This window comes from Streptomyces sp. NPDC029041 (assembly GCF_040637515.1).
Classification (GTDB): Bacteria; Actinomycetota; Actinomycetes; order Streptomycetales; family Streptomycetaceae; genus Streptomyces.
The window spans coordinates 237,261-254,143 of record NZ_JBEZWO010000007.1 but is presented as its reverse complement, the minus strand read 5'-3'; the positions used below and the strand labels follow the sequence as shown (position 1 = coordinate 254,143).

General features: G+C 71.8%; 17 protein-coding genes. 7 read left to right on the top strand and 10 right to left on the bottom strand.

From position 1 onward, the window contains the following. Window positions 1-68: 68 nt before the first annotated feature. The 4 genes from AB0F04_RS19805 (at window position 69) to AB0F04_RS19790 (ending at window position 3,295) form a co-directional block, all read left to right on the top strand. The gene (locus tag AB0F04_RS19805) at window positions 69-401 is read left to right on the top strand and encodes a putative quinol monooxygenase (RefSeq protein WP_362043201.1); all 333 of its coding nucleotides are present in this window, start codon (window positions 69-71) and stop codon (window positions 399-401) included. 127 nt (window positions 402-528) lie between these two features. Then, window positions 529-1,536: an NADP-dependent oxidoreductase gene (locus AB0F04_RS19800; protein WP_362043199.1), complete on the top strand. Its 1,008-nt coding sequence runs from the start codon at window positions 529-531 to the stop codon at window positions 1,534-1,536. Window positions 1,537-1,560: 24 nt separating this feature from the next. Further along, window positions 1,561-2,613: an alcohol dehydrogenase catalytic domain-containing protein gene (locus AB0F04_RS19795; RefSeq protein ID WP_362043198.1), complete on the top strand. Its 1,053-nt coding sequence runs from the start codon at window positions 1,561-1,563 to the stop codon at window positions 2,611-2,613. A gap of 76 nt (window positions 2,614-2,689) precedes the next feature. Further along, window positions 2,690-3,295 carry a carboxymuconolactone decarboxylase family protein gene (locus tag AB0F04_RS19790; protein ID WP_362043196.1) on the top strand — a complete coding sequence of 202 codons (606 nt, stop codon included), beginning with the start codon at window positions 2,690-2,692 and terminating at the stop codon, window positions 3,293-3,295. Between the two features lie 25 nt (window positions 3,296-3,320). On the opposite strand, the gene AB0F04_RS19785 is transcribed toward AB0F04_RS19790, so the two are convergent. Then, window positions 3,321-4,142 (bottom strand): methyltransferase domain-containing protein, encoded by an 822-nt coding sequence (locus AB0F04_RS19785; protein WP_362043194.1) that lies wholly within the window; start codon window positions 4,140-4,142, stop codon window positions 3,321-3,323. A 33-nt stretch (window positions 4,143-4,175) separates the two neighbouring features. Beyond that, window positions 4,176-4,685, bottom strand: a complete 510-nt coding sequence (locus AB0F04_RS19780; RefSeq protein WP_362043192.1) for a metallophosphoesterase — start codon at window positions 4,683-4,685, stop codon at window positions 4,176-4,178. 207 nt (window positions 4,686-4,892) lie between these two features. Here AB0F04_RS19780 and AB0F04_RS19775 point away from each other — a divergent pair, with 207 nt between their 5' ends. Together AB0F04_RS19775 and rfbC are read left to right on the top strand one after the other, a co-directional pair. Beyond that, complete coding sequence (locus AB0F04_RS19775) at window positions 4,893-6,836, top strand: glycosyltransferase family A protein (RefSeq protein ID WP_362043191.1); 1,944 nt, start codon at window positions 4,893-4,895, stop codon at window positions 6,834-6,836. 4 nt (window positions 6,837-6,840) lie between these two features. After that, window positions 6,841-7,446, top strand: coding sequence for a dTDP-4-dehydrorhamnose 3,5-epimerase (gene rfbC, locus AB0F04_RS19770; RefSeq protein WP_362043189.1), 606 nt, complete (start codon window positions 6,841-6,843; stop codon window positions 7,444-7,446). 176 nt (window positions 7,447-7,622) lie between these two features. Here the strand turns inward: rfbC and AB0F04_RS19765 are convergent, their stop codons facing one another. The 7 genes from AB0F04_RS19765 to AB0F04_RS19735 all read right to left on the bottom strand — a co-directional run bounded on the left by AB0F04_RS19765 (window position 7,623) and on the right by AB0F04_RS19735 (window position 13,472). Next, window positions 7,623-8,435: a class I SAM-dependent methyltransferase gene (locus tag AB0F04_RS19765; protein WP_362043187.1), complete on the bottom strand. Its 813-nt coding sequence runs from the start codon at window positions 8,433-8,435 to the stop codon at window positions 7,623-7,625. 205 nt (window positions 8,436-8,640) lie between these two features. Then, window positions 8,641-9,516: a dTDP-4-dehydrorhamnose reductase gene (gene rfbD, locus AB0F04_RS19760; RefSeq protein WP_362043185.1), complete on the bottom strand. Its 876-nt coding sequence runs from the start codon at window positions 9,514-9,516 to the stop codon at window positions 8,641-8,643. Continuing rightward, window positions 9,513-10,493, bottom strand: a complete 981-nt coding sequence (gene rfbB / locus AB0F04_RS19755) for a dTDP-glucose 4,6-dehydratase (protein WP_362043184.1) — start codon at window positions 10,491-10,493, stop codon at window positions 9,513-9,515. Before rfbB ends, rfbD begins: the two co-directional genes overlap by 4 nt. Then, on the bottom strand, window positions 10,490-11,557 hold the full coding sequence (locus AB0F04_RS19750; RefSeq protein WP_362043183.1) for a glucose-1-phosphate thymidylyltransferase: 1,068 nt from the start codon (window positions 11,555-11,557) through the stop codon (window positions 10,490-10,492). Before AB0F04_RS19750 ends, rfbB begins: the two co-directional genes overlap by 4 nt. Window positions 11,558-11,671: 114 nt before the next feature. Next, a complete protein-coding gene (locus AB0F04_RS19745) occupies window positions 11,672-11,854 on the bottom strand; it encodes a hypothetical protein (protein WP_362043539.1) in 183 nt (60 codons plus the stop codon). Between the two features lie 182 nt (window positions 11,855-12,036). Next, complete coding sequence (locus tag AB0F04_RS19740; protein ID WP_362043181.1) at window positions 12,037-12,456, bottom strand: CBS domain-containing protein; 420 nt, start codon at window positions 12,454-12,456, stop codon at window positions 12,037-12,039. 80 nt (window positions 12,457-12,536) lie between these two features. Then, a complete protein-coding gene (locus tag AB0F04_RS19735) occupies window positions 12,537-13,472 on the bottom strand; it encodes a LysR family transcriptional regulator (RefSeq protein ID WP_362043179.1) in 936 nt (311 codons plus the stop codon). A gap of 153 nt (window positions 13,473-13,625) precedes the next feature. Here AB0F04_RS19735 and AB0F04_RS19730 point away from each other — a divergent pair, with 153 nt between their 5' ends. Beyond that, window positions 13,626-14,321 (top strand): type 1 glutamine amidotransferase domain-containing protein, encoded by a 696-nt coding sequence (locus AB0F04_RS19730; protein WP_362043178.1) that lies wholly within the window; start codon window positions 13,626-13,628, stop codon window positions 14,319-14,321. 30 nt (window positions 14,322-14,351) lie between these two features. Here the strand turns inward: AB0F04_RS19730 and AB0F04_RS19725 are convergent, their stop codons facing one another. Further along, window positions 14,352-16,799, bottom strand: a complete 2,448-nt coding sequence (locus tag AB0F04_RS19725) for a SpoIIE family protein phosphatase (RefSeq protein WP_362043176.1) — start codon at window positions 16,797-16,799, stop codon at window positions 14,352-14,354. Window positions 16,800-16,883: the final 84 nt, after the last annotated feature.

Sequence of the window (16,883 nt, the reverse complement as noted above, 5' to 3'; positions counted from 1 at the left end):
TGATCACACCAGCGCACCAGCGCACCAGCGCACCAGCGCACCAGCGCACCAGCGAGAGGAAATCTCCCATGATCTTCATCACCGCGAAGTTCCGCGTCCGCCCCGAGCACGCCGACCGCTGGCCCGAGATCGCCGCCGAGTTCACCCGGGCGACGCGTGCCGAGCCCGGTTGCCTGTGGTTCGACTGGTCGCGCAGCGTGGACGAGCCGTCGGAGTACGTGCTCGTCGAGGCCTTCCGCGACGACGAGGCCGGTGCCGCACACGTGCAGTCGGCCCACTTCAAGGCCGCGCAGCAGACGCTGCCTCCCCATCTGGCCGAGACGCCGCGCATCGTGAACGCGAACGTCCCGCAGGACGACTGGTCGCTCCTCGGCGAGATGGCGGTGCCGGGACAGGACTGACCCGCCGCACGGGCCGGCGGCATGAACGGCACGACGTAGCGGACCGGCTCTTGCCCCGCACGGCGGTCACCCGTACGCTCACGGCCGTACCGACTGGACGGTACGGAGCCGAGGAGAGTCGCCGCAGATGAGCCTGATCAATAGCCGGATACGCCTGGCCGCACGTCCCGTGGGAGAGCCGCGCTCCACCGACTGGGAGCACTCCGAGGAGCCGGCGGGGCAGCCGGGCGATGGGGAGTTCCTGGTACAGGTGCTCTGTCTGTCGATCGACCCGGCGATGCGCGGCTGGATGAACGCCGGCAGGTCCTACATCCGCCCGGTGGAGATCGGCGAGGTGATGCGCGCCGTCGCGGTGGGCAGGGTGGTCGCCTCCCGGCACTCGGGGTTCGCGGTCGGCGACCACGTGTCCGGCACGTTCGGCGTGCAGGAGTACTGCGTGTCGGACGGACGCGGCGTGACCAAGGTCGATCCCGCGGCCGCTCCCCTGCCGACCTATCTCGGCACACTCGGCATGTCGGGTCTGACGGCCTACTTCGGCCTGATCGAGGTCGGGCGTCCCGAGCCGGGCCAGACCGTCGTGGTCTCCGGAGCGGCCGGTGCCGTCGGCAGCGTCGTCGGGCAGATCGCCAAGATCCTCGGTTGCCGGGTCGTCGGCATCGCGGGTGGCGAGGCCAAGTGCCGGATGGTGGTGGACGAGTTCGGGTTCGACGCCGCGATCGACTACCAGAGCGAGGACGTCCGCAAGGCCCTGCGCGAGCACGCCCCCGACGGCGTCGACGTGTACTTCGACAACGTGGGCGGCGACGTTCTGGACGCCGTGCTGCTGCGGCTGGCGCGCGGTGCCCGCGTCGTGGTCTGCGGCGCGATCTCCCAGTACAACAGCACCGAGCCGCAGGGCCCCGCCAACTACCTGTCGCTGCTGGTGAACCGCGCCTCCATGACGGGCATCGTGGTGTTCGACTACGCCGAACGGTACGCGGAGGGCATCGCGCGGATGGCCGCGTGGCGGGCGGAGGGCCGGCTGAAGTCCGTGGAGGACGTGGTTTCCGGCTCGGTCGCGGATTTCCCCGAGACCCTGATGCGCCTGTTCCGCGGTGACAACCACGGCAAGCTCGTGCTGAAGATCGCGGACTGACCGGACCGGGGCGGGAGAGATCCGATGAAGGCACTGACCTACCACGGCCGTCACGACATCCGCTACGGGGACGTCCCCGACCCGGCCGTCACCAGCCCGTCCGACGCGGTGGTGCGGGTCACCGCGGCCGGCATCTGCGGCAGCGACCTGCACATCTACGGCGGCAACGGATTCAGCCCGGAACTGGGCTACACGCCGGGACACGAGTGCGTCGGCGTCGTCGTCGACACCGGCAGCCAGGTCACCCGCTTCAAGCCCGGTGACCGCGTTCTGGTGCCCGCCTCGGTCGGCTGTGCCCGGTGCGGGCAGTGCGCGGCCGGGTTCACCGCCCGCTGCGAACGCGCCACGTCGAGCACGGAGCTCTGCTACGGAGTCGGCCCGAAGCTTCCTGGCAGCCAGGCGCAGGCCCTGGCCGTGCCCTGCGCCGACGTCAATCTGGTCCACCTGCCCGAGGACATCTCCGACGAGGCGGCCGTCGTCCTCACGGACAACGCCCCCACCGCCTGGTACGGCTGCCGCCGTGCCCGCATCCAGCCCGGTGAGACCGTCCTGGTCGTCGGCCTCGGACCGGTCGGCCTCATGGCCGCCCAGTCCGCCTTCGCGATGGGCGCGGCCCGGGTGCTGGGCGTGGACCTGGTCGCGGAGCGCCGCGCCTTCGCCGCGGGCCTGGGCGTCGAGCCGGTCGAGGGTGACGACGTGCGGTCGGCCATCCGGGAGATGACATCCGGCCGCGGACCGGACGCCGTGGTGGAGGCGGTGGGTTCCGACGCCACCATCCAGCTCGCCGTCAAGGCCGTCCGGCAGGCGGGCCGGGTCAGTGTGATCGGGGTCAGCCAGAACAAGGCGTTCCCGTTCCACATGTACCTGGCGCAGGTCAAGGAACTGGAGTTCGCCATCGGGCTGTGCTCGGTGCACTACGAACTCCCTCCGCTGATCGCCCTCACCCGTGCCGGACGGATCAGGCCCGAGGTCGTGGTCTCGCACCGCTTCGCCCTCTCGGAAGGCCCGGCGGCGTACGAACTGTTCGCGGGCCGCTCCGACGGCGTCCGCAAGATCGTGCTCGACCCGACCGGCTGAATCCACTCCACGCCTTTCACTCGCTGAGCGTTCGGCCGGTCTCCTAGGGTGAGTCCCCCGGAGACTGGAGGCCGTCATGTCACAGCGCCACGAAGCCGCCCGACCGACCCGTCCACGGCTGACGCCGCTCCCCGAGGAGCGGTGGGACGCGCGGATCCGGGACCTGCTGGCGCTCGCTCCCCACGACCCCGAGGGCGGGATCCCGAACATCTTCACCACGCTCGTCCGCCACCCCGATCTGTACGAGCGGTTCCTGCCCTTCGGTGGCCAGTTGCTCGGCAGCGGCCGACTGCCGGGTGACGTGCGTGAGTTACTGATCCTGCGTACCGCGTGGAACACCGGCGCGCGCTACGAGTGGGGGCGGCACCTCCCCCTGGCCAGGGCCGAGGGCGTCACGGACGCGGACATCGACCGCATCGGCGAAGGGCCGGAGGCTGCTGGCTGGACGGACCTTCAGAGGCACTTGATCCGCGCGGCGGACGAGCTGCACGGCGATGCCAGGATGTCCGACGCGACCTGGGAGGGTCTGGCCGGGCACTTCGGCGACGCCGAACTGATCGAGATCGTCATGCTGGTGGGCCAGTACCAGATGGTGGCCTTCTTCCTGAACGCCACCGGTGTGGAACTGGAGCCCGGCTTCCCCTGCACCGGCTTCCCGGAGGGGGAAGAGGGGCACGGGTGAGGGGCTGTCTGTCAGAGGGGCGACCTCAGACGAGCGTGTGCGAGCCGTCGCCCGTCGGTTTGCGGCCCCAGGCCGAGATCATCGGCGAGGTGGCCAGGTCCAGGCGTCCTGCCTCCACTGCGGCGAGATGCCCGTCGATCTCCTCGTCCGTGGCGAGGCCCGCCGCGACGAGCCGGTCCCGTACCTGCCGGACGGTGGCCGCCTCCAGGACGTCGCAGGCGGGCGAGGTGACCGGGAAATAGGCGTCGGCCTCGACGTCCGCCAGGCCGCCCTCGCGCAGTAGCCTCGGCAGTCTGCGCCCGTAGGAGAGGTCGGCACCGCGCTGCCGCAGCAGTTCCCGGAAGCCGGTGCGGAGCCGGTTGGCCCGCCGCTGCTCGGGACCGTGCTCGTCGGGGCAGATCAGCGGCTGCAGCGCGGGGTCGGCGTCCTCGACCAGCAGCACTCCACCGGGCCGCAGGGCCTGCACCATGGAGCGCAGCGCGGCCTCGCGCTCGGTGACGTGGACCAGGACGAGACGGGCGTGCACCAGGTCGAAGGGGCCGGGCGGAGGGGCGTCCCGGCCGACGTCGTGCCGGAGCACCTCGACCCCCTCGGTGGCCGCCGTACCGGTCCAGGACACGTCGATGTCGGTGGCGAGCACCCGCCCGGCCGGACCGACCCGCTCGCGCAGCCACGCAGCGACACTCGGCCCGCCGGCCCCGACCTCCCAGCACCGCCAGCCCTCGGCGATCCCGGCCGTCTCGAAGTGGCGGAACGTCGAGGCGTCGAAGAGGGCCGACAGCGCGTCGAAGCGCGTGCCGGCCTCGGCCTGCCGGTTGTCCAGGAGGTAGCCCTCGTCCTGACCCATGCGGCGATCATGCCACGGGCGCGCCGGGGCGGGTCAGCTCGGTGTGCGGGGCGGCAGCCGGTGCAGTTCCACGTCCGTGAGCCGCCCGTCGGCGACCGTGGCGGTCATGTACGTGCAGTGGGGCTGACGGCGTCGGTCCGTCGGGGAGCCCGGGTTCAGCAGGCGCAGGCCGGAGGGGGCCGTGGAGTCCCAGGGGATGTGGCTGTGGCCGAAGACCAGCACGTCCAGATCGGGGAAGCGGGCGGCGCACCGCTGCTCCCGCCCCTGCTTGGACCCCGTCTCGTGGATCACGCCGAACCGCACCCCGCCCAGCTCGGCGTAGGCCACCTCCGGCAGCCGGGCGCGCAGGTCCGGCCCGTCGTTGTTGCCGTACACGGCGACGAGCCTGCGGCAGCGGGCCTCCAGCAGATCGAACGTGCCGGTGTCGACCCAGTCCCCGGCGTGAAAGACGACGTCGGCGTGCGGGAGCGCGGCGAGCAGGGGGGCGGGCAGTTCCCTGGCACGCTTGGGCAGGTGGGTGTCCGACATGAGAAGCAGGCGCACGCCCTCAGCCTAGGCGCTGCGGGCCGCTCCGGCCCGCAACCCCCTTGACCGCGAACAGACAGACGCAGCAGCTCAGTTGCCGTCCGCGGAGATGATCACGGCGAGGTCTCGAAAGGTGAGGCGACCTCGCCGAGCGGGTTAGCATCGGGCAACACGCAGTACAACAGGACGTCTACGGCAAGCGACCCGAAGGGGCCCGGAAACCCGATGCCGGTCAAGGTCAGCGTCATCGTCCCCGTGTACAACCCGGGGATCTACATCGAGGAGTGCATCTCCTCGCTGCAGCGGCAGTCGCTGCCTCCCGACGAGTTCGAGGTGATCTTCGTCGACGACGGCTCGACCGACGAGACGCCGGCCCGGCTCGACGCGCTCGCCGCCGAGGACCCCAGGATGAAGGTCATCCACCAGGAGAACTCCGGCTGGTCGGGCAAGCCCCGCAACGTCGGCATCGAGGCTTCCCGGGGCGAGTTCGTGATGTTCGTCGACAACGACGACTACCTCGGCGACGAGGCCCTGGAGCGGATGTACGACTACGGCGTGACCCACGGCGCCGATGTCGTGGTGGGCAAGATGGCCGGCAAGAACCGCGGGGTGCCGGTGGAGCTGTTCCGCCGCAACCGCCCGCGCGCCACCGTCGAGAACGCCCCGCTCATCGACAGTCTCACCCCGCACAAGATGCTCCGCCGTGCCTTCCTGGACCGCATCGGCCTGCGCTTTCCCGAGGGCCGAAGGCGCCTGGAGGACCACGTCTTCATCGCCGAGGCGTATCTGCGCGCGGAGAACGTCTCGGTGCTCAGCGACTACGTCTGCTACTACCACATCCGCCGGGACGACGGCTCCAACGCGGGCTTCGAACGCTTCGATCCCGTCGGTTACTTCAAGAACCTGCGCGAGGCCCTCGACGTCGTCGAGCAGTACACGGAACCCGGTCCGGTGCGCGACCGGCTGTTCCGGCGCTGGCTGCGCGTGGAGATGGTGGAGCGGCTGCGGGCGCGGCGTCTGCTGAACCTGCCGGACGACTACCGCAGGGAGCTGTTCGGGGAGATCCACGAGGTCGTCGTCGAGCGCTTCGGGCCGGGTGTCGCCGCCGGACTGCAGCCGACGCAGCAGGTCATCGCCGCGCTGACGGCGGCCGACCGCTACGACGACGTCGTGGCGTTCGCGGAGTGGGAGGCGGGCGTCGCCCCCGCCGCCGTCCCAGGGGACATCGAGTGGCGCGACGGCTCGCTCCGTATCGGCTTCACGGCCGAGTACCTGTCCGGCGGCGAGCCGATGCTGTTCCCCGCCGGCGCCGAGGCCACGCCGCTCACCGACGTGCCGAAGGACGTATCCGAGGCGGTGCGGTGGGTGGCCTCGGAGACCGCCGCCCGGTTCGGGCAGGCCACGGCCGATCTGCTGCTGCGGGAGCGCTCCAGCGCCGCGCAGTACTTCCAGCCGGTGGAGTTCACGCGCGAGACGGTGCCGGTCGGCGACGGCGAGGAGGTCCGCCTGGTGCTGCGGGCGACCGCCACCGTCGACCCGGCCGACCTGCCACGCGACGGCGCCTGGGACGCGCTCGTCCGGGTGAAGTCGGGTGGCTGGACCAAGGAGTGCCGGCTGGGCCCGGTGCCGCGCGAGGACCGGCCCACGCCGCACGCGGGAGTCGTCGGCGACCGCCCGGTGCTGCCGTACTGGACCGAACCGCACGGCAACCTCTCCCTGGAGCTCGGCGCGCGCGGCAAGCGGCTCGGGCTGGGCCGTGTGCAGCTGGGGGACGTCACCGTCTCCGGCGGGCGGATCCGTGTCGCGCTCCCGGTGCACGTCCCGGGCGACACGGAGGTGCCGCTGAGGTTCGTCTCCTCCAGCCGGATCCTGGAGACGTCCGGCACCCTCTCCCCCGACGCCGGCCGGCCCGGCTCGCTGCTGGCCGCGGACCTGCCCGCCGAGGACCTCTCGGGCGACGTCTGGCGGGTGGCCGTGTGCCTGAACCCCGGCGCCGAGGGAGTTCGCTTCGCCGGCCTGCCGTTCGCGCTGCGGGCCGGGGGCGGGAGCGTGCTGGTGACGCCGGTGCCGGGGCCCGGGGTCGCGCTGCGGCTGGCCCGGGGCGCGCGCCGGGTGCTCGGCGCCGCACGCCGGAAGGTGAATTCCCGCATCAGGATCCAAGGACGGTGACGGCATGCGACCGCTGGGAATAGAGGGCGCCTGGGTCCTGGAACCCAAGGTCTTCCCGGACGACCGGGGCAGCTTCCACGAGTGGTATCGCGGCGCGGAGTTCCGCGAGGCGACGGGGCACGACCTGTCCCTGGCCCAGGCCAACTGCTCGGTCTCGCGGCGGGGCGTGCTGCGGGGCGTGCACTTCGCCGACGTGCCGCCCGGCCAGGCCAAGTACGTCACGTGTGTGCGCGGTGCCGTCCTGGACGTGGTGATCGACATCCGGGTGGGCTCCCCCACCTACGGCGCATGGGAGGCCGTACGGCTCGACGACGACACGCATCACGCGGTGTTCCTCGCGGAGGGCCTCGGCCACGCCTTCATGGCCCTCACCGACGACGCGACGGTGGTCTACCTGTGCTCGGAGGGCTACGCCCCGGGCCGCGAGCACGGCATCCACCCGCTCGACCCGGCCCTGGGCATCGAATGGCCCGAGGGCATCACGCCGGTACTGTCCGACAAGGACGCCGCGGCGCCGTCTCTGGCTGCGGCGGAGCGGTCAGGACTGCTTCCCGCGTACGCGGACTGCGCCGCCCACTACGAGCGGTTGCGGGGGCGGCTGAACAGCTGAGCTCGTACCGGGCCTCCGCCCGACCGTGCGACACGCTTGATCGGGCAGAGCCCGGCGGTTGCCGGACTCTGCCCGAGCCGGTCGTAGCGACCTTGTCTGCCCGGCCTCGCTCCTGGAGATGCCACCGAACAGCCGGCGAGAAGACCCGGCGGCCGGGGTTGTCGCACTCGCCGGGGTCAGGACTTGGCGTAGCGCTGCTTGAGCGCACTCCGCTTGTTGCTGCCTTCGGCATTCCTGCCCTTCTCGATGATCACCAGGTTGTGGTAGAAGTGCACGCCCACGACGTTCAGGTCGGTATAGGTCGGCTGATAGTCCTCATCCACGAATTCCTCGTAGTTCAGCCCGTCCGTCAGCCGCTTCAGCATCGCCATGCTGGTGTGCGGGGCGTCGAGGTCCTCGCTGCCCATCCATTCGGGCCAGTATGAGGACTGCGTGTCCTCGACGACGTAGATGCCGCCGTCCTTGAGCCGGGGGAAGAGCGTCTCGAACGTCGTGATCACGTGCGGGCTGCGGTGACTGCCGTCATCGATGATGACGTCGAGTTCGCCGATCTTGTCGGCGACGGCGTTCAGGGACGCGGGGTCGGACTGGTCGCCGACGAACGTCGTGATGCGGTCCTCGTCCACAAAAGACTTGTCGTGAATGTCCATCCCGAAGATCTGCGCCTTCGGGAAGAAGTGCTTCCACATGCGCAGCGACGCCCCGCCCTGGCCGGCCCGGCTGTAACCGCCGATTCCGATTTCCAGGAGGTTGAACGACTCGTTCTTCAGGTGCTGGAGATGGCGCTGGTAGTGCTGCGTGTACCGGTGCGTTCCCCACTTGTCCGTCTTGAAATGCACGGCCAGTTTGTTGAGATCACCGGAGATCGCTGCGAGTCCGGTCGGCTTGGCCGGCCTGGCCGGCTGGCCGGAGAGGCGCTTCTTCAGTCGGCGCAGAACCCGCAGGTTCTTCTCGCCCAAGGCAGACTTCACAATCGTACGCATCGACATCGCGGGGGCATTTCCTTTCATCGGGGCCTACCGGCCGGACACCGGACGGTGGAGCAACTCACTGTCGGCGGGCTGCGAGGTGGCGTGGCCGACGCCGGGCGGGCGGGAACACCTCCGGCGGGTCGACGTGACGCACGCGCCGCCGCGGCTGACCTTCAGCGTTGCTCGGCATGCCACGCCGCACGGGGCAGGAACCCGTGCCGTCTCACTGGGACATCTCCTTGCGGATACGGGGCAGTGCTTCGTGCAGGGCGGAGCGCCAGTCACGGGGCAGGGGCAGGCCGATCTCCTGCCACCTCCGGTGCGCGAGGGCGCTGTACGCCGGGCGGGGCGCCGGCCGGGGGAAGGCCGCGCTGCTGGTGGGGCGCACCCGGTCCGGGTCGGCGCCGATGAGGGAGAACACCTCCCGGGCGAGGTCGAACCACGTGGCCTCGCCGGAGCTGGTCGCGTGGAAGACACCGTGCGCCTCGGGGCCGAGCCGGGGGCCGAGGTCGGCGATCCGCTCGGCGACGTCCGCACTCCAGGTGGGCTGACCGCGCTGGTCGTCGACGACGTCGAGGGTGTCCCGGCGGGCCTCCAGACCGATCATGGTCCGGACGAAGTTGCCGCCGTGGACGCCGTACAGCCACGCCGTGCGCACGATCGCGCTCGCGCCGGGGAGTTCCTCCAGTACCGCCTGCTCCCCGGCCAGCTTCGTGCGGCCGTAGGCGGTGCGCGGGCCGGTCGGGTGATCCTCCGGGTAGGGGGTGGTGCGGGCCTCGCCGGAGAAGACGTAGTCGGTCGAGACGTGGATCAGGCGGGCACCGTGCGCGGCGCAGGAGCGGGCGAGCAGACGCGGGCCGTCGCCGTTGATCTCCTGGGCGCGGGCCTCGTCGGTCTCGGCGTCGTCGACGGCCGTGTAGGCCGCGCAGTTCACGACGAGGCCAGGGCGGTGCTGCCGTACGGCGGTGTCCACGGCCGAGGGGTCCGTGATGTCCAGGGCGGCGCGGTCGAGGCCGACGACGCTCTCGCCGCGGCGGGTCAGTTCCTCGACGACGTCACGGCCGAGCATCCCGCCCGCGCCGGTGACCAGCCACCTCATGCCCGCTCCTGGGCGACGCGCCGCTTCAGGGGTTCCCACCACGCGCGGTTGTCGCGGTACCAGGCGACGGTCTCGGCGAGGCCGGTGGTGAAGTCATGGCGGGGACGGTAGCCGAGTTCGTCGCGGGCCTTGGTGCAGTCGACGGAGTAGCGCAGGTCGTGGCCCTTGCGGTCCTCGACGTACTCCACCCGGTCCCAGCCGGCGCCGCAGGCTTCCAGGAGGAGGCCGGTGAGCTCCTTGTTGGTGAGTTCGGTGCCGCCGCCGATGTTGTAGACCTCGCCGGGCCTGCCCTTGGTGCGGGCGAGGTCGACGCCCTGGCAGTGGTCGTCCACGTGCAGCCAGTCGCGGACGTTGCGGCCCTCGCCGTACAGCGGCACCGGGAGGCCGTCGAGAAGGTTGGTGACGAACAGCGGGATGACCTTCTCGGGGAACTGGTGCGGGCCGTAGTTGTTGGAGCAGCGCGTGACGCGCACGTCCAGGCCGTGGGTGCGGTGGTAGGCCAGGGCGAGCAGGTCGGAGGAGGCCTTGGAGGCCGAATACGGGGAGTTCGGCTGGAGCGGGTGGTCCTCGGGCCAGGAGCCGGACTCGATGGAGCCGTAGACCTCGTCGGTGGAGACGTGCACGAAGGGGCCCACCCCGTGGCGCAGGGCGGCGTCCAGCAGGGTCTGGGTGCCGAGGACGTTCGTGCGGACGAAGTCGGCGGCGCCGCTGATGGAGCGGTCCACATGGGACTCGGCGGCGAAGTGCACGACCTGGTCCGCGGCGGCCGTCAGCTTGTCGACGAGTTCGGCGTCACAGATGTCGCCCTGGACGAACTCCAGCCGCGGGTGGGTCAGTTCGAGGTTGTCGAGGGTGCCGGCGTAGGTGAGCTTGTCCAGCACGGTGATGCGCGGCGCGTCGGGCGCGTCCGAGGCGAGCAGGGCGCTGACGTAGCGGGAGCCGATGAACCCGGCGGCGCCGGTGACGAGGAGGTTCATGAAGTGATCTGCACCTTGCTGTGGTCTCCGAGGACGAGGCGGTGGGCGCGGGGAACGCTGGGGGCGGGGGTCACCTCGACGTGCCGGCCGATCAGCGAGGACTCGATCCGGCCGACGCCCTGGATCGAGGAGTCCCGCAGCACGATGGAGAACTCCAGCTCGCTGTCGGTGATCCGGCAGTTCTCGGCGACGGAGGTGAAGGGACCGACGTAGGAGTTGCTGACGACGGTGCCCGAACCGATGACGACCGGTCCGACGACACGGGAGCCCACGATCCGCGCGCCCTCCTCGACGACCACCCGCCCGACGGTCTCCGAGCCGTCGTCCACGTCGCCGTCGATGCGGCGTTCCACGACTTCGAGGACCGTGCGGTTCACCTCGAGCATGTCGCCGACGTTGCCGGTGTCCTTCCAGTAGCCCTTGATGACCGTGGAGCGCACGTCGGCGCGGGTGTCGATCAGGTGCTGGATGGCGTGGGTGATCTCCAGTTCGCCGCGCCAGGAGGGCTCGATGGCGCGGACCGCCTCGTGGATGAGGGGCGTGAACATGTAGACGCCGACCAGCGCCAGATCGCTCTTGGGCTGGTCGGGCTTCTCCTCCAGGCCGATGACCTGGCCGGACGGGTCGAGTTCGGCGACTCCGAAGGCGCGCGGGTCGGCGACGCGCGTGAGCAGGATCTGGGCGTCGGGCCGGTTCTCGCGGAACTCCTCGACGAGGCCGGTGATACCGCCGACGATGAAGTTGTCACCGAGGTACATCACGAAGTCGTCGTCACCGAGGTAGTCCCGGGCGATCAGCACCGCGTGCGCCAGCCCGAGGGGCCGCTCCTGAGGGATGTAGGTGACGTCCAGACCGAACTTCGACCCGTCCCCGACCGCTTCCTCGATCTCCGCGGCCGTCTCCCCGACGATCATGCCCACTTCGGTGATGCCGGCCTCGGCGATCGACTCCAACCCGTAGAACAGCACGGGCTTGTTGGCCACGGGCACGAGCTGTTTGGCCGACGTGTGCGTGATCGGCCTCAGTCTTGTTCCTGCGCCGCCGGACAGCACGAGAGCCTTCATTCGGCTCACCTTAGTCGTGAACCGGCGGTCGTGAACATCACTTCTTACGGATGCCGATGCGCGCAGTTGCCCGGATCGTCACCACGCGGCCTCATGGAGGGGGATCAGGCGGTGTCAGTCCTCACCACGGACGATGTTCCACTCCGCACCGGAGCGCACCGTTCCGGGGGTGCCCCGGTCTCCGACGGCGGGGAGGCAGGTCCGCAGCGCGGCCTTTCCGCGCAGGCGGCGTGCCTTCGACCAGCCGGTCTCGTACTGACGGACGACGGGCTTCTCACTGGTGTCCATGGACTCCACGACTCATCATCTTCCTTCTGGTTCCGCTCGTGTTCGAGTGCCCGGCGAGAAACCGAACAAACCAGGCGCGGAACACCTGCGCGGCCGCGTCGGAACTCCTCTCGGATCTGCCGGCGTTCCGGGCACACGCGAACGGTCCCGCGCCCCCTTGGAGGCGCGGGACCGTTCGACGGGATGCCCTGTCAGGCATTGGGGCGCGCGGCACTGATGTCGCCGAGCGCCGACTCGGGGTCGCGCTCCATGGCCATGTCTCCCAGGGAGACGATGCCGACGGGGTGACCGTGGTCGACGACCGGGATGCGGCGCACGGAGTGCTCGCGCATCAGCTCCACCGCCTGGACCAGATCCTCGTCGGGACCGACGGTGACCAGCTCGTCGCTGCACGCGCCGGCCACGCTGATCCGCTCCGGGTCGCCGCCCTTGCTGACCGACCGCACCACGAGGTCGCGGTCGGTGACCAGGCCTCGAAGGTGGTCGCCGTCCGTCACCAGGACGGCCCCGAGGTCCTCGTCGCGCATGATGCGCGCCACCTCGGCAACGGAGGTCTGCGGCTCGACGGTGACCGGATCGGCGGTCATGATGTCGCGGACATGCTGAGCCATGATGTGTCGCTTCCTTTTCCTTCGGCTCGTGGCGGTTTCTCCGTCCTGCGCCACTCCGGGTACCCGGTCGTGCCGCGGCATCACCAGGTACGGCCGGCCTCCATCAGCCGGTCGCGCACGAGGGTGACGTGCGGGTTGTCCGAGGTGCCCGGCCGTTGGACCAGGAAGCCGGTGTTGATCGGCGCGTCCTCGGGGGTGGCGAGGAGGACCAGGGCGCCGGACGCCAGTTCCCCGGCGCACAGGTAGCGCGGCAGCACGCTGAATCCGGCCCCGGCCTTGACCAGGGCCAGGACGGCCCTCAGGTCCGGTACCGAGACCGCGGCGCGGCAGTTCAGGCGGCGGCCGAAGACGTGCCGCCAGTAGCGGCGCACGATGGGCAAATCCTCGGCGTACGCGATCAGCGGGACGTCGTGCAACCCTGCGGGGCCGTCCGCGGCCGGGCGCTCCGCCCGGCGGTCGGCCCAGGCGGGTGCGGCGACCAGGACGAACTCCTCGTCCGTCAGCGGGACCGCGGACAGGGTGCGGCCACGGGGCCGGGTGGTGGCGATCACCAGGTCGTGGCGGCCGGCGCGCAGCTCGTCGAGCAGCGGATCGGTCAGCCCCGTCGAGACGCGCAGCCGTACGCCCTCGGTGACCAGCGGGGCGAGGGCCGGCAGGGCCCGGGTGGAGAGCAGCTCGGCGGGCCCGGCCAGGTGGACCGGCTCGGCGTGCGACTCCGCCCGGGGGCCGTGCCCGGTGGCCGCCGCGAGGGCGTCGAGGGGGGCCGCCACGCGAGCGGCGAGTTCGTGGGCCACGGCGGTGGGGGCGACCCCGCGCGGCAGCCGCTCGAACAGCTCCCGACGGGTCTGCCGTTCAAGCGAGCGGATCTGGGCGGTGACGGTCGGCTGGGACAGGCCCAGCAGCGGGGCGGCGGCCGTGAAGGAGCCGGACCGGTAGACGGCCAGGAAGGTGCGCAGCAGGTTCAGGTCCGGTTGCGCGGGGGTGCCGGTCGTGCCGAGGGGGTCGATGGGCCTCACGCCGTCCGACCATAGCGCGCCCCGCCATCGGAAAGCCTATGGCTGCCATCGGATGGGCCATTGGAAAACCTGTGGCCCGGGCGCCTACGGTCGTCCTCGTCCGAGCCATCGCCGCACCGTACGACCGCGGCCCGTCTTTTGGAGATGCACCCCATGTCGAAGATCCTCTTCGTCGTCACCGGCGCCGACACCTGGACCCTGGCCGACGGCACCGGCCACCCCACCGGCTTCTGGGCCGAGGAGGCCGTCGCCCCCTACGAGGCGTTCCGGGCCGCCGGCCACGAGGTCGTCGTGGCCACGCCCGGCGGTGTCGAGCCCACCGTCGACCGGGCGTCCCTGGCGCCCGAGGTGAACGGGGGCCAGGAGAACGCCGACCGGATCGCGAAGGCGCTGGAGTCCTTCACCGAGCTGCGGCGTCCCGTGCGGCTCGAGGACGTCCGGCTGGAGGACTACGCGGCCGTCTTCTACCCCGGTGGCCACGGCCCGATGGAGGACCTCGCCGTGAACGCCGACTCCGGCCGCCTGCTCGCCCGGGCGCTGGAGTCGGGCAGGCCGCTCGGTGTCGTCTGCCACGGGCCGGCCGCGCTGCTGGCCGCCGTCGGGGCCGACGGCCGCAACGTCTTCGCGGGCTACGAGGTCGCGGCGTTCACCAACGCCGAGGAGATCCAGGGCGGTCTCGCCGACCGGGCCGCCTGGCTGCTCCAGGACCGTCTCACCGAGGCCGGGGCGACCGTGCGGGCCGGTGAGCCGTGGGCCCCGCACGTGGTCACCGACCGCAATCTGGTCACGGGCCAGAACCCCGCGTCGTCGGCCCCACTGGCGGAGGAGATGCTGAAGCGGCTGGGCTGAGCCGAGCGACCGCCCGGGCCGGACGGGTGCTCAGCGCCCCAGCAGCAGCTCGGCCCACACCTGCTTGCCGCCGCTGACCGGCAGGGTGCCCCAGGTCGCGGCGAGGGCCTCGACGAGGAGGATGCCGCGGCCGCCGGTGGCTTCCCAGCCGATGCTGGCGGGCCTGACCGGCGAGCGGGGGGAGGCGTCGGCCACGGCGACGCGCAGACGGTTGCCGATGAGGGTGAGGTCCATGCGGACTTTGCCGTCGGTGTGCACGAGGGCGTTGGTGACGAGTTCGGAGACGACGAGCAGGACGGCGTCGTAGTCGGCGGTGACGTCCCAGGAGCGCAGGGTGCGCCGGGCGAAGCGGCGCGCGTGCCCGACGGCCTGCGGCACCCGCCAGACCGTCCAGCTCTCCCGCAGCGGGCGCAGGGCCATGCCGTCGTAGCGCAACAGGAGCAGGGCGACGTCGTCGCTGCGCGGGGCGTCGCCCAGGAGGGCGTCGGCGACCAGCCCCAGGTCCGCGGGGTCGGCGTCCGCGAGTCGCCCGGCGAGGTGGTCCATGCCTTCGTCGATGTCGGAGTCGGGCGTCTCGACGAGCCCGTCCGTGGCCAGGGTGATCAGGGTGCCGGGCGGGAGCCGCAGCGGGCTCATGGGAAAGTCGGCCCGGGTGACCACGCCGAGCGGCGGGCCGCCCTCGGCCTCCGCGATCTCGGTCCGGCCGTCCGGGTAGCGCAGCACCGGCGGCAGGTGCCCGGCCCGCACGCACCAGGCGGCGCCCTCCTCCAGGTCGACGTCGACGTAGCAGCAGGTGGCGAAGAGGTCGCTCTCCATGTCCGTCAGCAGCCGGTTGGCGTGCGCGACGACCACGTCCGGGGGGTGCCCCTCGACGGCGTAGGCGCGCAGCGCGGTGCGCATCTGGCCCATGAGGGTGGCGGCGCCGGCGCTGTGGCCCTGGACGTCGCCGATGACGAGGGCGACGTGGTGATCGGGCAGCGGAATGACGTCGTACCAGTCGCCGCCCAGTTCGAGCCCGGCCGTGCTGGGCAGGTAGCGGGCGACGGCCACCGCGCCCGGCAGCCGCGGCAGGCTGCGCGGCAGCAACTGGCGCTGGAGCATGCCGACGAGTTCGTGCTCGGCGTCGAAGGCCCGGGCCCGGACCAGGGCTTGTCCGGCGAGTCCGGCGCAGGCGGTGAGCAGGGCGCGTTCGTCGGTGCCGAAGTCGTGCGGGGTGTCCCAGCCGATCAGGCAGGCGCCGGCCATACGGTTCCCGGCGGGCAGCGGCAGGACGGCGAGGCCGCCGGGGCCCACCTCGGCCAGGGCGCGCTCCAGGGGGCTGCCGGCGGGCCAGATGCGGGCCCGGCCCTCGCGCAGTGCCGCGGCGAGGGTGGGCATCGCGCGCACGGGGGCGTCGGGCCATTCGGTGCGCCACTCCGACCGCCACAACTCGGGCCAGGCCTCGGGTTCGGGCGGGTCGAGCACGGTGACGACGAGTCGCTCGCTCTCCAGCTCGGCGAGGGCGATCCGGTCGGCCCGCAGCGGCCTGCGCAGTGCGGCGACCACGGCCTTGCCGACGTCGCGGACGGTGACGGCGGTGGCCAGCGCGGTGGCCAGGCGCTGGACCCGGGCCACGTCGGTGACGTCGGAGCGCAGCGTGGAGGCGTCGACGACCGTGCCGACGAGCCGTGCCGGGCGGCCCTCGCCGCCGGGCAGCAGGCGCCCGCGCAGCCGGAGCCACTTCGGCGGGCCGGCGGGCTGGAGCACCCGGAACTCCAGCTCGCGGTCGCCGATCGACATGTGGTCGGCCTCCACCACGGACATCAGCGACGGCAGGTCCTCGGGGACGGTCAGACCGAGCAGCGTCTCGACCCGGCCGTCGAACTCCACCGGGTCCAGGCCGAACAGGTCCAGCAGGTCGTCGCCCACCCGGACGCGGCCGGTGTCCATGGCGAGGGTGAAAGCGCTCGGTGGCAGCTCGCCGGCCTCCGGGGGTGCGGCCGGGGCGGTGAAGGCGACCGCGTCGGAGATCAGCTCCAGACACCTGAGGTCGTCGGCGGCGAACCCCTCGGGGCGCTCGCTCACCGCCAGCAGGCAGCCACCGTCCCCCCGCACGGGGAGGGCCGTCAGGAAGAACTCCCGGCTGGGCACGCGCCGTGCCTGGGCGTGCTCGGCGAGCTCCGCGGGGCCCAGTGACACCGGCCGTCCGCGGCGATGGGCCTCGGCGACGGGGGACCGCCCGGCGCGCGGGTAGCTGTCGCGCAGCCCGTACAGGGCCCTCGGGACTCCGGCCGACTCCATCAGGCACAGCAGCTCGCCGTCCTCGCTGGGCGCGTAGACGGCGGCGAGCGACGCACCGGCGAAGACCAGTGCCTGTTCGAGGACGCGGCGCAGCCGTTCGGGCGACTCCTGATCGATCGCGATCGCCCTGAGGGCACCTTCGGCACGCAGCGTTCGCGTTCCGCGCTCCTGGGCGCCCTGACTGACCACGTTGGCCATTACAGCGCTTATGAGACACCTGCGCAGCCCCTGTGGGCGTTCCGTGGAGGAGCGTCGGCGACCACGCTCGAAAGAAACCGAACA